General features: G+C 72.1%; 14 protein-coding genes. 11 read left to right on the top strand and 3 right to left on the bottom strand.

Translation table 11 applies throughout. The annotated features are described in order from the left end of the window. Positions 1-171 precede the first annotated feature (171 nt). Positions 172-909, bottom strand: coding sequence for a pyrimidine reductase family protein (locus ADL12_RS25785; RefSeq protein WP_062705751.1), 738 nt, complete (start codon positions 907-909; stop codon positions 172-174). A gap of 307 nt (positions 910-1,216) precedes the next feature. On the opposite strand from ADL12_RS25785, the gene zapE reads away from it, so the two are divergent. The 9 genes from zapE (at position 1,217) to ADL12_RS25740 (ending at position 10,304) form a co-directional block, all read left to right on the top strand. Then, on the top strand, positions 1,217-2,326 hold the full coding sequence (zapE, locus tag ADL12_RS25780; RefSeq protein WP_062705614.1) for a cell division protein ZapE: 1,110 nt from the start codon (positions 1,217-1,219) through the stop codon (positions 2,324-2,326). 193 nt (positions 2,327-2,519) lie between these two features. Further along, entirely contained in the window at positions 2,520-2,924 is a 405-nt protein-coding gene (locus ADL12_RS25775; protein ID WP_062705613.1) for a hypothetical protein, read from the top strand. Between the two features lie 76 nt (positions 2,925-3,000). Continuing rightward, on the top strand, positions 3,001-3,579 hold the full coding sequence (locus ADL12_RS25770) for a carbonic anhydrase (RefSeq protein WP_062705612.1): 579 nt from the start codon (positions 3,001-3,003) through the stop codon (positions 3,577-3,579). Positions 3,580-3,584: 5 nt separating this feature from the next. Beyond that, complete coding sequence (locus tag ADL12_RS25765; protein WP_062705750.1) at positions 3,585-5,081, top strand: SulP family inorganic anion transporter; 1,497 nt, start codon at positions 3,585-3,587, stop codon at positions 5,079-5,081. Positions 5,082-5,271: 190 nt separating this feature from the next. After that, positions 5,272-6,147 carry a slipin family protein gene (locus tag ADL12_RS25760; protein ID WP_062705610.1) on the top strand — a complete coding sequence of 292 codons (876 nt, stop codon included), beginning with the start codon at positions 5,272-5,274 and terminating at the stop codon, positions 6,145-6,147. Between the two features lie 90 nt (positions 6,148-6,237). Next, complete coding sequence (locus tag ADL12_RS25755) at positions 6,238-7,626, top strand: PhoX family protein (protein ID WP_062705608.1); 1,389 nt, start codon at positions 6,238-6,240, stop codon at positions 7,624-7,626. Positions 7,627-7,692: 66 nt separating this feature from the next. Then, positions 7,693-9,150: a serine/threonine-protein kinase gene (locus ADL12_RS25750; protein ID WP_062705606.1), complete on the top strand. Its 1,458-nt coding sequence runs from the start codon at positions 7,693-7,695 to the stop codon at positions 9,148-9,150. Between the two features lie 89 nt (positions 9,151-9,239). Continuing rightward, the gene (locus ADL12_RS25745) at positions 9,240-10,094 is read left to right on the top strand and encodes a polysaccharide deacetylase family protein (protein WP_062705604.1); all 855 of its coding nucleotides are present in this window, start codon (positions 9,240-9,242) and stop codon (positions 10,092-10,094) included. Between the two features lie 18 nt (positions 10,095-10,112). After that, positions 10,113-10,304 carry a hypothetical protein gene (locus tag ADL12_RS25740; RefSeq protein ID WP_062705602.1) on the top strand — a complete coding sequence of 64 codons (192 nt, stop codon included), beginning with the start codon at positions 10,113-10,115 and terminating at the stop codon, positions 10,302-10,304. 25 nt (positions 10,305-10,329) lie between these two features. Here the strand turns inward: ADL12_RS25740 and ADL12_RS25735 are convergent, their stop codons facing one another. Together ADL12_RS25735 and ADL12_RS25730 are read right to left on the bottom strand one after the other, a co-directional pair. Continuing rightward, on the bottom strand, positions 10,330-11,001 hold the full coding sequence (locus ADL12_RS25735) for a hypothetical protein (RefSeq protein ID WP_062705749.1): 672 nt from the start codon (positions 10,999-11,001) through the stop codon (positions 10,330-10,332). Between the two features lie 5 nt (positions 11,002-11,006). After that, a complete protein-coding gene (locus tag ADL12_RS25730; RefSeq protein WP_062705600.1) occupies positions 11,007-11,885 on the bottom strand; it encodes an ABC transporter ATP-binding protein in 879 nt (292 codons plus the stop codon). A gap of 55 nt (positions 11,886-11,940) precedes the next feature. Here ADL12_RS25730 and ADL12_RS25725 point away from each other — a divergent pair, with 55 nt between their 5' ends. Together ADL12_RS25725 and ADL12_RS56800 are read left to right on the top strand one after the other, a co-directional pair. Beyond that, positions 11,941-12,672, top strand: coding sequence for an aminoacyl-tRNA hydrolase (locus ADL12_RS25725; RefSeq protein WP_062705598.1), 732 nt, complete (start codon positions 11,941-11,943; stop codon positions 12,670-12,672). A gap of 238 nt (positions 12,673-12,910) precedes the next feature. Beyond that, the coding region (locus ADL12_RS56800; RefSeq protein WP_244188054.1) for an MbnB/TglH/ChrH family RiPP precursor modification enzyme at positions 12,911-14,200 on the top strand (1,290 nt) is incomplete at its 3' end.

The raw sequence follows: 14,200 nt of genomic DNA, 5'->3' as shown, positions 1-14,200 counted from the left end.
AAAACGCTTGTGAACACCGGGCGCCCCTTCTGCGGAAACCATCCTGCCCCGCGCTCGCACGGGGACTGCGACTTTCAGTGTGCCCGGCGGAAGCCAAACGGAACGGTAGATTCCGCCGTTTTCAGGACCTCGACACCGATAGAACCCTTTTCCGCACCACTCGAACCATCCTCACGTCCGCCGGTACCGGCCGAACAGGAACCCCTCCTCCTCCAGCAGCGACACCAGCTCGAACCGCTTCGGTACCGCCACCGAGGGCCCTCCGGCGATGCGCTGCGCGTCACCGGCGGTGAGCATCGGGGAGATCGTCAGACAGAGCTCGTCGAGCACCCCGGCGGCCACCAGCTGCCCGAGCAGCCGTGGGCCGCCCTCGGTCAGCAGCCGGGTATGGCCGAGCTCGGCGAGGGCCTGGACAGCGCGTACGGGGTCGACGCCGACGCCGTCACCGGCGATCACCACCTGGGCGCCCGCCTTCTCCGCGGTCGCGATGCGGTCCGGAGCAGCGGCAGCACCGGTGAGGACGAGGGTCGGCACCAAGGGCGAGGTGAAGAGCGGAAGGCCGTAGTCGAGGTCCAGGCTCGCGCTCACCACCGCGATGGCCGGGGCAGGCCCTTGCCCGGCCGCCTCACGCGCGTCCGCGAACTCCGCACGCGCGCGTGCCGGACGGTACCCCTCCAGACGTACCGTTTCAGCGCCGACGATCACGACGTCCGCCAGACCCCGCAGCGTGCCGAAGATCCGCATGTCGGTCGCGGTGGAGATGGGCTGCGAGCGCCCGTCGTGCTGGGCGGCCCCGTCCAACGTGGACACCATGTTGGCCCGCAGCCAGGGCCGCGCCCCGCCGGGCCCCGGCTCGGGATAGGCATACGCGGCGGCGATCTCGGCGAGAGACCACTCGCGGTCGATCAGGTCCCCACCAGGAAAGCCACCCCCGGCACCACCCCCACGCCGAGCCCCACGCCCCGCAGCACCGACCTCATGGGCACCACCGTCGACAGGGCACCCGCCCGAGATCCAGGCACCCTCACCACCGGCCTCGCCACCGGCCCCAGCCCCCGAAGGCCCACCAGAGCCCTGGGCCACACCCCCCGCATCGACAGCTCCACCCCCCTCCTCCCCGGCCGAACCGCCGGCGGCCCTCGCTGCTGTTTCATCGGTCACAGGGAACAGGCGTCGCATGTCAAGGAGTGTGGCACGGCGATTAGCATGGTGAACCGTGTCGTCATCCTCCGCCGCCTCCGGTCCGCACGCGATAGCCGAAGCGAGCCCGCTGTCCTTGTGCGCCCGTGAGCCGCACGTTCCCGCGGACCGGCTGGTCGCCGAGATGGTGCCGCCGCCGCGGTTCGACTCGGTCCGGTTCAGCACGTACCTACCGGACCCGAACCAGCCCAGCCAGACCGAGGCGGTCGGCGTCCTGGAGGGCTTCGCCGCCGGGCTCGGCGGTGCGCACGCCAGCGGTGCCGGCAAGACCAGGCGCGGCTTCCTGGGCTTCGGCAGGGCCAAGGCCCCCAAGGTTCCCGCGGGACCCCGCGGCGTCTACCTCGACGGCGGCTACGGCGTCGGCAAGACCCATCTGCTCGCCTCCCTCTGGCACGCCACCCCGGCCGATCCGTCCCTCAAGGCGTTCGGCACCTTCGTGGAGCTGACGAACCTCGTCGGCGCCCTCGGCTTCCAGCAGACGGTCCAGACCCTCTCCGGCCACCGCCTCCTCTGCATCGACGAGTTCGAGCTCGACGACCCCGGCGACACCGTCCTCGTCTCGACCCTGCTCGGCAAGCTCGTCGACGCGGGCGTCGCGCTCGCCGCCACCTCCAACACCCTCCCCGGCAAGCTCGGCGAGGGCCGCTTCGCGGCGGCCGACTTCCTGCGGGAGATCCAGGGCCTTTCGGCCCACTTCCGCGCGCTGCGCATCGACGGCGAGGACTACCGCCACCGCGGCCTGCCCGAGGCGCCGGCGCCGTACTCCGAGGAGCAGGTGACGAAGGCGGCGTACGCCACCGAGGGCGCCTCCCTCGACGACTTCCCGCACCTGCTGGACCACCTGGCTCGCGTCCACCCCAGTCGTTACGGCGCTCTGACCGATGGCCTGAACGCCGTGTGCCTCACCGACGTCCAGCCGATTCCGGACCAGTCCACCGCGCTGCGGCTCGTCGTGCTCGCGGACCGGCTCTACGACCGCGAGGTCCCGGTCCTGGCCTCCGGACTGCCCTTCGACAAGCTGTTCAGCGAGGACATGCTCAAGGGCGGCTACCGCAAGAAGTACTTCCGCGCCATCTCGCGCCTCACCGCCCTGGCGCGCGACGCGCAGGGCCTCGTCACCGCCTGACGTCTCCCGACTGGCCAACTCCCCCAAGTCAAGGGGGAGTTCGAGCCATGCCACCCTCGCGTTTCAGGCTCTCTTCAGCTCGAAACGCTAAGTTAACCCTGCAAACAACTTTGCCGGGCTAATGTGTTTCTTGACCAACGGTTGACCAAGTGTTGGCACGCGCAAGAGGTGTGGACCGACTGGAGGGGGGCGCATGTTCCGAGGTACGACGGTTCGGACCGCGATTTCGATCCTCGCCGCCGTCCTGCTCGCCCTCCAGTTCTTCGCACCCGCGGCATCCTTCGCACACGCGCACACAGTCAGTCAGGCGAAGGCCAAAGCCCAGCCCGGAATCAAGCTCTCCGGGAAGGCGCTGCGCGACGAAACCCTCACGTCCCGCCACTGCGTGCCCTCGGGTGATGGGGACCCGACCGGTCCGCTGCGCACCCGTGACCATCTGCGCTACGCCGACTCCGGGCCCCAGGCGCCCGACCGACCGTTGCTCACCCGGGACCCCGCGTCCGCGCACCAGCCGGCCAGAGCCGGCGCCGCGCACCAGCGCACGTCGAGATCCTCGACGTCCCACACTCCGGCGGGACTTCAGGTCTTCCGCTGCTGAGAAGCAGAGCAGTCCCCCACCTCTGTCATGTAAACCCCGACGCGCCACTGCAGCGCGCCAGGAGGAGTCACCACATATGCAGCCCCTCATCGACAACGCCCGTACGTTCGGACAGCGCCCTGAGGAGTTCGCCAAGCTGGCCGAAGGGCAGTCCCCTCAGGTCCTGTTCATCACCTGCTCCGACTCACGGGTCGTACCGGCCCTGATCACGGGCGCCCGCCCCGGCGAGCTCTTCGAGCTGCGCACCGCGGGCAACATCGTCCCGCCGTACGCCTCCGAGCACCCCACCAGCGAGGCGGCCACCATCGAGTACGCCGTGGAGGTCCTCGGCGTCAGCGACATCGTGGTCTGCGGCCACTCCCACTGCGGTGCCGTCGGCGCGCTGGTGCGCGGCGACGACCTGGACGCCGTACCGGCCGTGCGCGACTGGCTCGCGCACGCCACCCCGCGCCCGACCGGCGCCGTCGAGGACCCCGAGGTCGCCGAAGGCGTCCAGGCCCATGTGCTGACGCAGTTGCTGCGGCTGCGCTCGTACCCGTTCATCGAGAAGAAGCTGAAGGAGCGTCAACTGAGCCTGCACGCCTGGTACTACGAGGTGCACAAGGGCGCCGTGCGCGCCCACAGCGCCGAGACCGACTCGTTCGAGGCGCTGTGATGGGCATGATGGCCAAATTCCCCCACCTGCGGCAGGACTTCGCCGCCTCGTTGGTCGTCTTCCTGGTCGCCCTGCCGCTGTGCGTCGGCGTGGCCGTCGCCTCCGGAGTGCCCGCCGAGCTCGGACTCGTCACCGGCATCGTCGGCGGCATCGTCACCGGCATGATGCGCGGCAGCAGCCTTCAGGTCTCCGGACCCGCCGCCGGTCTGACCGTGCTGGTCTTCGAGGCCGTCCAGGAGTTCGGGCTGCCGATCCTCGGTGTGCTCGTGCTCGCCACCGGCGCGCTCCAGCTCCTCATGGGCGCCCTGAAGCTGGGGCGCTGGTTCCGGGCCATCTCGGTCTCCGTCGTCGAGGGCATGCTGGCCGGTATCGGCCTCGTGCTCATCGCCGGACAGCTCTACGCGGTCGCGGACGCCAAGGCGCCCGCCTCCGGCCTGGCGAAGATAGCGGGCCTGCCCGGCGCGCTCGCCGATGCCGCCGGGAACACCGGGGCGCCGGCCTCGCTGGGACTGGGCGCCGGCACCATCGCCGTCCTGGTGCTGTGGAAGCGGATGCCGGGCAAGGTGCGCACGGTTCCCGGTCCGCTCGCCGCGGTCGGCCTGGCGACGCTGGTCGCCGTGGTGTTCTCCCTGCCCGTCGCCACCGTCGAGGTCAAGGGCCTGCTGGGCTCCATCCAGCCGCCCTCCCTGAGCGCCTTCGGCGAACTCGGACACGTCGGCGTGCTCGCCACGGTCGTCGCCTTCACGCTCATCGCGTCGGCCGAGTCGCTGTTCAGCGCCGCGGCCGTGGACCGGCTGCACGACGGGCCGCGCACCGAGTACGACAAGGAGCTGATGGCGCAGGGCGCGGGCAACGCGGTCTGCGGTGCGCTCGGCGCGTTGCCGATGACCGCGGTCATCGTGCGCAGCTCCGCCAACGTCCAGGCGGGCGCGAAGACCAAGGCGTCCCGTGTCATGCACGGCGTGTGGCTGCTGCTGTTCGCGGCGCTGCTGCCCGCCACTCTGGCGCTGATCCCGATCCCGGCGCTGGCCGGCATCCTGGTCCACGCCGGCTTCAAGCTGATCCCCTTCCGCGGGATCGTCTCCCTGTGGCGGGGTCACCGGGGCGAGGCGCTGATCCTCGTCGCCACCGCCGTCTCGATCGTCGCGGTGAACATGTTCGAGGGCGTGCTGTTCGGTCTGGCCCTGTCGGTCGCCAAGACCGCCTGGGAGGCCTCGCACATGAAGATGGAGGTCATCGACAAGGGCGCCGGCCCGATCCAGGCGTACCTGTCGGGCAACGCGACCTTCCTCAGGCTGCCGAAGATCCTCGACAGTCTGGAGGCCCTGCCCCAGGACCGCCCGGTGGAGCTGGACCTCTCCGGCCTGCACCACCTCGACCACGCCTGCCGTACGGCCCTGGAGAACTGGGCCGAGCGGCTCCCCCACTTCTCGACTTCGCTCGAAGCGGGAGGTACCCCCACCGCGGCAGGAACGGAACCGGTGCGGGTCACCACGCCCTGATCGGCGCCTGACCGTCGTATGACCGGCGTATGACCGGCGTATGACCGGCGTATGACCGGCGTATGACCGGCGTATGACCGGCGTATGACCGATGTACGACTCCGGTCCGGGGCCGTCCATGGCCCCGGACCGGACACCGGGCATATCGTTACAGGAGAATACGGAACGGGCCTCTCGATGAGGAGGCGTCATGGTCGAGGAGTTGCTGGGCGCGGCCGTGGGCGTCGGCGCGGCGGGACTGGTGTATCTCGCGGCCGCCGCGCGGGTCGTCAAGCAGTACGAGCGCGGGGTGATCCTGCGGCTCGGACGTCTGCGGGGCACCGTACGCCCGCCGGGATTCACGCTGATCGTCCCCGCCGTCGACCGGCTCCACAAGGTCAACATGCAGATCGTGACGATGCCCGTGCCCGCCCAGGAGGGCATCACCCGTGACAACGTGACCGTGCGGGTCGACGCGGTCGTGTACTTCAAGGTCGTGGACGCGGCGGCGGCGATCATCAACGTCGAGGACTACCGCTTCGCCGTCTCCCAGATGGCGCAGACGTCGCTGCGCTCGATCATCGGCAAGAGCGATCTGGACGATCTGCTGTCCAACCGCGAGAAGCTCAACCAGGGCCTGGAGCTGATGATCGACAGTCCGGCGATCGGCTGGGGCGTGCAGATCGACCGCGTCGAGATCAAGGACGTGTCCCTGCCCGACACGATGAAGCGCTCCATGGCCCGGCAGGCCGAGGCCGACCGCGAGCGGCGGGCCCGGGTCATCAACGCCGACGCCGAACTCCAGGCCTCCAAGAAGCTGGCCGAGGCCGCGCACCAGATGGCCGACGCGCCCTCCGCCCTCCAGCTGCGGCTGCTGCAGACGGTGATGGCCGTGGCGGCGGAGAAGAACTCCACGCTGGTGCTGCCCATCCCGGTGGAGCTGCTGCGGTTCCTGGAGAGGGGGGCACAGCCGCCGCCGGAGCACGAGGTCGGGCCCGTCGGCGAGCGTGCGGCCGTCGAGGAGTCCAGCCAGGAGTCCATCCGGGAACCCACGCCGGACGCCCCCGGGCAGCCCCTTCAGAAGTGACACACGCTACGCGCGTGGTTCCGGCGACACGCACCAGGTGATAGACACGGCGGGGTCACAGTTCCTGTCCGCCAGCAGGAAGGTTGCCCCATGTCCGAGAACACGACCGTCGGTCGTACGACACGCCGTCAGCTCCTCGCCCGTACCGGGGCGGTGGGCGTCTCGATCGCCTTCGCCGGAAACCTCACCGAACTCTTCGCGGGGACCGCCGCCGCGCAGAACCTGGGTCACACCGGGTACGGCCCGCTGGTGCCCGACCCGAAGGGCCTGCTCGATCTGCCGGAAGGTTTCTCCTACCGGGTCCTCTCCCGCGAGGGCGACCAGCTCCGCTCCGGCGAGGGCCCGGTCCCGTCCAACCACGACGGCATGACGGCCCTGCCCGGCCGGCACGGCCGCGTCCACCTGGTGCGCAACCACGAGAACCGCGTCACCGCGAAAGTCCCCGTCCCGACCGTCGCGGGCCTGACCTACGACCCGGCGGGCAAGGGCGGCTGTACGGCGCTGACGCTGGACTCCCACGGCCGGGTCCTGTCCGAGCGCGTCGCCATCGCCGGTACGGCCGTCAACTGCGCGGGCGGGCCCACACCTTGGGGCACCTGGCTGACCTGCGAGGAGACCGAGGACAGAGCGGGCACCAACGGCTACACCAAGGACCACGGCTTCATCTTCGAGGTCGACCCGGCCAACCCGCACCGCTCCGGCGCGGTCCCGCTGACCGCGATGGGCCGCTTCCAGCACGAGGCGATCGCGGTGGACCCAGGGCGCGGCATCGTCTACGAGACCGAGGACGCCTTCGAGAAGCCCTTCGGCCTCTTCTACCGCTTCCTGCCCCACCAGCCGCGCGGCGGCCTGGGCACCCTGCGCGCGGGCGGCCGCCTCCAGGCGATGCGCGTGCCGGGCGTACCCGACCTCTCCTCGATCCAGGAGACGGGCGCGAGCTTCGAGAAGATCGAGTGGGTCGACGTACCGGACCCGCTCGCCACCCAAACCCCCATCCGTCACCAGGACTTCGGCCCGAAGGGCATCACGCACGCGCAGAAGCTGGAGGGCTGCTACTGGGGCGGCCGCAGCGTCTACTTCGTCTCCTCCTTCGCCCGCAGAGCGGAGGGCTCGGCGGCGGACCACTACGGCCAGATCTGGCGCTACGACCCCACCGCGCGCCGCCTCACCCTCGTGATCGTCTTCGGCCCCGACACGAACCTGCAGCTCCCCGGCGAGTCCCCGGACAACATCTGCCTCGCCCCCAGCGGCGGCCTGATGGTGTGCGAGGACGGCAACGGCGCCCAGCACGTGTTCGGCGTGACGCGAGGCGGCGAGGTGTACGCGATGGCGCGCAACGCCCAGAACATGGGGACCCCCGCGGAGCCGGAGTGGGGCGAGTTCGCCGGCGTCACTTTCTCGCCCGACGGCGAGACGATGTACGTCAACTGCTACACGCCGGGTACGACGTTCGCGGTGACGGGGCCCTGGCGCAAGTAGCCTCCCCCCCCCGTCACGCCTCCCCAAGCGGAGGTCGCCTCTCCGGCGTCCTCTAATCTGTGCCGCATGAACGCACCGGGGGATGTCGTCGACGGCCGTTTCGAGCTGGTGGAACGGCTCGGCAGCGGCGGAATGGGCACCGTGTGGCGGGCCCGCGACACGGTGCTGCACCGCGAGGTCGCACTCAAGGCGGTCCGGTCCGACCCGGACACGGTCGGCGTGGTGCGCGAGCGGGTGCTGCGGGAGGCACGGGCGCTGGCCCGGCTCAACCATGCGCATGTGGTGACGGTTCATCAGATCGTGGCCGCCGAACCGCATCCGTGGATCGTGATGGAACTCGTGCCGGGAGTCTCGCTCCAACGGCGGCTGGACGACGGCCCGTTGACCCCGGTGGAGGCGGCCCGTCTCGGCCGCCAGGTGCTCGCCGCGCTGCGGGCCGCGCACGCGGCGGGCATCCAGCACCGGGACGTCAAACCCGCCAACATCCTTCTGCGCCCCGACGGCAACGCCGTCCTCACCGACTTCGGCATCGCCGCCCTGCAGGGCACGACGGCCCTCACGGCCACCGGCGAACTCGTCGGTTCACCCGAGTACATGGCCCCCGAGCGCATCCGGGGCCACGACGACGAACCGGCTGCCGACCTGTGGTCGCTGGGCGTGGTCCTGTACGTGTGCGTGGAGGGCGTCAGCCCCCTGCGCCGCCCCACCACCCTCGCCACCCTGGCCGCCGTACTCGACGCCCCGCTCCCGGCACCGACCCGCTCGGGCCCACTGACGCCGGTGCTCGATGCCCTGCTGGTACGCGAGCCGGCGGCCCGCCCTGACGCCGCCCGGCTGGACGCGATGCTGGCGGAGGTGGAGGCGGGGGCGACACCGCACTGGACTCGCCCGACGCTGACCGCCGGCGCCCCGCACCACCAGATGCCGACCCCGCCGCCTGTCCCCACCCCCACCCAGCAGGACACCCCACGCCCGACGGTTCCGCAGCCGCCGCGGGGCCCTCGACGCCGTACACCGCTCGTGGTGGCGGCGAGCGCGGCGCTGGTGATCGCCACGGCGACGGCTCTGGTCTTCGCGCTGCGCCCCGGCGACACCGACGGCGACGACAAGGCCGACGGCACGACGACCCCGACGGCCACGAGATCCACCCCCAGCCCGACGCCGCCCGCCGGCACCCCCGTCGGCACGCCGGAAGGCCGCTGGATCGCCCAGCTCCACTCCGAACCCATCGCCTCGGGCACCGCCGCCCGCGACCGGCGACTCGCCACCATCCGCAGGTCCGTGCCGGAGGCGGCCGTCCTGCGCAGCGACGACTACGCCTCCCTGCGCAGCGGCTACTGGGTGTTCTACGCCCCCGGCCCCTTCCCCGACGGCCGCGCCGCCCTGACCTTCTGCGCCGAGCGCGGCCGAACCACGGTGAACAACTGCCTCGGCCGCTACCTGAGCACAGCCGCAGCCGACGCCACCCTCCAGTGCCGCCCTCCGGCCGCCGCACCGACGGGCTCCTGCACCCGCACCGACTGAGAAGGCCGGCCCCGCCGGGCGAGTGACACGGGCCCGGCGGGGCCGGTCGATGCGGCGATATGACCAGTTGATCCTCATATCTTCATGCGGTGATCACTCTTGTACGACGCGTCACCGCCGCCTGCGCCCTGGGCGCGGCACTGAGCGCACTCGCCTCGTGTGCGCCCGAGGCGACCCGGGCTCCCCTCCCGGCACCCAGCGCCACCGCCACCTCCTCCCCCGCGGCCAAGCCTCCGACCCTCGCGCCCGGCCCCGCCGGTCTGACCCCCGTCTTCAAGCACGGCCCCCGGGATCGGGACAAGACCGTCGCGCTCACCTTCGATGCGGACATGACCTCCGATCAGGGGCCGCGGGCGGCGAGCGGCGAGCGGTTCGACAATCCGGGGCTCGTTGCGGCCCTGCGGGAGCTGAAGGTGCCGGCGACCGTGTTCATGACGGGGCGGTGGGCCGAGGAGTACCCGGGGCAGGCCCGGGCCATCGGGCGGGATCCGCTCTTCGAGGTCGCCAACCACTCGTACAGCCACCACGCCTTCACCGACGACTGCTACGGGCTGCCGACCGTCGACGAGGAGCGGATGCCGACGGATGTGGAGCGGGCGTACGCCGCGTTCCGGAGGGTGGGGATCCGTGACCCGATGCCGTACTTCCGGTTTCCTGGCGGCTGTTACGACCGCCGCGCCCTGAAGGCGCTGACCCCGGTCGGGGTCACCGCCGTGCAGTGGGACGTGGTGAGCGGGGACGCGTTCGCGACGGACGCCCGCGCGGTCGCCCGGGAGGTGCTGGACGGGGTGCGGCCCGGGTCCGTGGTCGTCCTGCACTGCACGCTCAGCGCCGCTCCGACGACCGAGCGGGTGGTGCGGAGCGTCGTGCCCGAGCTGCGCGGGAAGGGCTTCCGGTTCGTCAAGGTGTCCGAGCTGATCGGGGCTGCCCGCGGGCGGCGGTGACGCTCGTACGCTGGGGACATGAGCGAGGAACAGCCCACGACCGACTACTGCCTGATCGACGCGACCAGGCCGCCCAAGGCGGACGGGCCGCCGTATGCGGAGTGTGTGCTGTGCCGGGAGCCTACGGAGTACCCGGAGTCCTACAAGGGGATCACGCTCTGCCCGGTGTGCGAGTGGCAGGAGGCGCAGCGCACGGCGTGTTCGGGATGACCTGCCGTTCGGGGTGACCTGCCGTTCAGGGTGATCTGCGGGACGTGAGCGCGCAGGCCACGGCCGTCGCTGCCGCCGTGAGCAGGGCCGCCGCGGCCAAGGGGAGCAGGGGCAGGGGAACCGTGCCCGAGCGGGAGCCGGTGACCAGGCCGCTGACCGCCGCGTGGGCCGGGGAGCCGGTCACCACCACCGACAGCAGGGCCGCGAGCAGCATCGTGGGGACCGCGCGGCCGGTCGAGCGCAGCAGCGGCCAGCTGGTGAGGGCGCCGACGGCGGTTCCGAGCAGGGCGCAGGCCAGCGCGGCGAGCAGCCCGGCGGCGCCCGCGGGCAACCGCGGCACGCGGGTCTGGAGGTCGGCGCCGGCCGGGTTGCTGATCAGGGTGACGACGACGGTCGCCACCGTACCGAGGGCCGCCGCCGCGGCCAGCGCCACCAACAGCGCGGCGAGGTGCGCCCGCCCCGGGCCGACGGCCGCGGAGACGCAACTGCGGGCGGCGGGCGGCTCGTTGGTGACGCAGATCCGCACCAGCCAGGCGGCGACGGGCAGCAGGGCCGCGGCCGCGTAGCCGAGCGAGTCGAGCACGGGCTGCCCGCTCTGCACACCCACGGCCAGGAAGACGGCGTACAGGATGAACGGCGGCAGCCAGCGCTGCGAGCGGGCCAGCAGGGCGGCCTGGTAGCGGAGGAGGGCGTTCATCGGCGTCATCGGCGGCTCTCGGTTTCGGGTTGGGCAGGTCTCTCCTGGCTCACGCTCACCACGTGCCATGACGGGCGGGCGGTCAGCAGGGTGCGCAGGACGACGTCCGAGTGGGACGCGGGGACGGTGAGGCGGTGGGTGCCGGGCGTGAGTTCCTCGACCGATGCGACGGTGCGGGGCACGTCGGTGGGGAGTTGCGCGGCACGCGGGCCCTGGACGACGACGATCACGTGCGGGCCGGTGGGATTCGAAGGTGCCGGTTCCGTACGGCGGTCCAGTCCCGTGTCCCGCACGGTGTACGTCGCATCGGGCGCCCCCGCCAGGCGGCTCGGGTCGTGGTCCACGAAGACCACGGCGGTGCCGCCCGCCGTGCGTTCGGCGACCGCACGCTCCAGCTCCGCGCGGGCGTCGGCGTCGAGGCCGGTCCACGCCTCGTCCAGGACGAGCAGCTCCGGTTCGGCGAGGAGAGCCTGGACGACGGCGACCTTCTGGCTGCTGCCCTTCGACAGCTGGGCCATCGGCGTGCGGGCGTAGGAGGCGGCGCCGAAGCGGTCGAGCCACTCCAGGGCGGCACGGGTGGCCGCCGGCCGGGACAGGCCGTGGACGGTGCCGAGGTGGGTCAGATAGCCGAGGGCGGTGAAGGGGAGGGCTGTGGGGAAGCGTTCGGGGACGTATGCGGTGCGGGGGCGGCCGGTGACGCGGCCTTCGGAGGGGGCGTCTATGCGGGCCAGGAGGCGCAGGAGGGTGGACTTGCCGGTGCCGTTGGGTCCGTCGATGCGGATGAGCGTGCCGGGGGGCACCGTGAGGTGGACGCCGCGTAAGACCCAGGGGCCGCGTATGCCGTAGCGGCGGCCCACGTTGTCCAGACGAAGATCGCGTTGCATGGGGCCCATCCTCTCGCGCCGAAGAACGGATCTTCCGCCTGGCAGACTGGAGGACGTGACCAGTGACCCGTCCGTTCCCGACGCCGGCCCCTTTCGCACCGAGCCTTCGACGCGCGACGAGGCGCCGCAGTTCGTCCTGCCCCTCGTCGTCCGCATCGAGCGGACCGCTCCCCCGCCCCGTACGGACGCCCTGGAAACCGCCGCCCGCGCGGTGCTGGTCATGCTGAGCGACGAGCGGTCCCTCGGCGAAGGCGAGTGGGCCGAGGCCGTGCGGGACTGGCAGGACGCCCGTATCCGCAAGGTGGTGCGGCGGGCTCGCGGCGCCGAATGGCGGCGGGCGGAAGGGCTGCCGGGCATCACGGTCACCGGCAAGTCGTCCGAGGTGCGGGTGTTCCCGCCCGTGCCCCTGGACGGGTGGCCCAAGGAGCTGGCGAAGCTCCAGGTGTCCGGGACCGACCTCGACGATCCGGAGCCGCCCGTGGACGCCGATCCGTCGGCGCCCGTGCTCTGGCTGAACCCCGACCTCGACATGTCGGCCGGCAAGGCGATGGCGCAGGCGGGGCACGCAGCGCAGCTCGCCTGGTGGGAGCTGTCGGACGAGGAGCGGGACGGCTGGCGCGACGCGGGGTTCCCGCTCGCCGTACGGACCGCGCGGCCAGGGCGTTGGGCCGAGCTGACGACCAGTGGGCTGCCGGTGGTGCGGGACGCGGGGTTCACGGAGATCGCGCCCGGGTCCTGCACCGTCGTCGCCGACCACCCGGCGCTGCGGCGGACGCCGGGCGTTTGAACATCCCTGCCACCTCGCGCGTACGACCTTGCGGTGGCCGCCTGCGACAGCGGCCGTGCGCGGGAAGCGAGGCGCGGGGCGCAGGGTGTGGAACACAGGTGTGGGCCCCAACCTCAAATGTTGCTCTGAAGGTGCCGCCCGCGGGGTTCGGGCGGGACCCTCGGGGCCATACCCCCGTCACGTCCGGCACGTCCGAGGAGACGGGACAGCGGGTACGGAAGAGGCCGAGGAGGGGACGATGAAGCGACTGGGCACGGGGATCGGATGGCGTCCGGAGATCGCGGAAGCCGTGGAACGCATGCCGGGCATCGACTGGGTCGAGACGGTCGCCGAGAACGTCTGCCCCGGGCATCTTCCCGAGTCCCTGGTACGGCTGCGGGCGCGCGGGGTGACCGTGATCCCGCACGGCGTCTCGCTGGGCCTCGGCGGCGCGGACCGGCCCGACGCCGAGCGGCTCGCCGCGCTCGCCGAGCGGGTGGAGGCGCTGGGGTCGCCGCTGGTCACCGAGCACATCGCGTTCGTACGGGCGGGCGGTGCGCTGACCGCGTCCCCGCGGCTGGAAGCGGGACATCTCCTGCCGGTCCCCCGCACCCGGGACGCCCTCGACGTGCTGTGCGAGAACGTCCGTATCGCCCAGGACGCGCTGCCGGTGCCGCTCGCCGTGGAGAACATCGCCGCGCTCATCTCCTGGCCGGGCGAGGAGATGACCGAGGGGCAGTTCCTGTACGAACTCGCCGACCGCACGGGCGTACGCCTCCTCATCGACGTCGCCAACCTCCACACCAACCACGTCAACCGCGCCGAAGACCCGGCCAAGGCACTCGCCGAACTCCCGCTGGAGGCCATCGCCTACGTCCACGTCGCGGGCGGCTTCGAACGCGACGGCGTCTGGCACGACAGCCACGCCCACCCGGTCCCCCAGCCGATCCTCGACATCCTGACCGACCTCGCGTCCCGCGTGTCCCCGCCGGGGGTACTGCTGGAACGGGACGAGAACTTCCCCGAACCGGAGGAGCTGGAGCGGGAGTTGGGGGTGATTCGGGGGGCCTTGGAGTTGGGGGGTGTGGCGAGGGGGATGGCTGCGGAGGGGTTGGCCGCGGAGGGTCCGTCTGCGGGTGAACCGTCCGTGGAGGGGCTGACTGCGGAAGGGCCGGCCCCGGAGAGGCTGACTGCGGGAGGGCCATCCACGGGAGGGCCAGCTGCGGGTGGGCCGTCCGTGGAGGGGCCGGTCTCGGGTGGGCCGTCCACGGGAGGGCCAGCTGCGGAGGGGTGGTCTGCGGGTGAGCCGTCCCTGGAGGGGCCGGTCTCGGGTGAGCCGACGTCGGAGAGGCGGTGCGAGGGTAAGCCGTCCCTGGAGGGGCTGGCTGCGGGCGGGCCGTCCACGGGAGGGCCAGCTGCGGGAGAGCCGTCCGGGAGGAAGTCATCCGCCGAGAGGGCTCGCTCGGGAGAGGCGCCTGAGGAGGGACTGGCCGCGGGAGAGCCGCCCACGGGAAGACCGGCCTCGGAGAGGCCGTGCGAGGGTAAGCCG

Source organism: Streptomyces regalis (assembly GCF_001509475.1).
Classification (GTDB): Bacteria; Actinomycetota; Actinomycetes; order Streptomycetales; family Streptomycetaceae; genus Streptomyces; species Streptomyces regalis.
Note: the sequence above shows the minus strand (reverse complement) of the source record. Positions and strands in the feature narration are given on the sequence as shown.

Excerpts from the sequence above, each read along its gene's own strand:
- ADL12_RS25775 (WP_062705613.1), top strand. The coding sequence starts at position 2,520 with ATGTTCCGAGGTACGACGGTTCGGACCGCGATTTCGATCCTCGCCGCC.
- ADL12_RS25760 (WP_062705610.1), top strand. The coding sequence starts at position 5,272 with ATGGTCGAGGAGTTGCTGGGCGCGGCCGTGGGCGTCGGCGCGGCGGGA.
- ADL12_RS25765 (WP_062705750.1), top strand. The coding sequence starts at position 3,585 with ATGATGGCCAAATTCCCCCACCTGCGGCAGGACTTCGCCGCCTCGTTG.
- ADL12_RS25735 (WP_062705749.1), bottom strand. The coding sequence starts at position 11,001 with ATGAACGCCCTCCTCCGCTACCAGGCCGCCCTGCTGGCCCGCTCGCAG.
- ADL12_RS25755 (WP_062705608.1), top strand. The coding sequence starts at position 6,238 with ATGTCCGAGAACACGACCGTCGGTCGTACGACACGCCGTCAGCTCCTC.
- ADL12_RS25740 (WP_062705602.1), top strand. The coding sequence starts at position 10,113 with ATGAGCGAGGAACAGCCCACGACCGACTACTGCCTGATCGACGCGACC.
- ADL12_RS25730 (WP_062705600.1), bottom strand. The coding sequence starts at position 11,885 with ATGCAACGCGATCTTCGTCTGGACAACGTGGGCCGCCGCTACGGCATA.
- ADL12_RS25770 (WP_062705612.1), top strand. The coding sequence starts at position 3,001 with ATGCAGCCCCTCATCGACAACGCCCGTACGTTCGGACAGCGCCCTGAG.
- ADL12_RS25750 (WP_062705606.1), top strand. The coding sequence starts at position 7,693 with ATGAACGCACCGGGGGATGTCGTCGACGGCCGTTTCGAGCTGGTGGAA.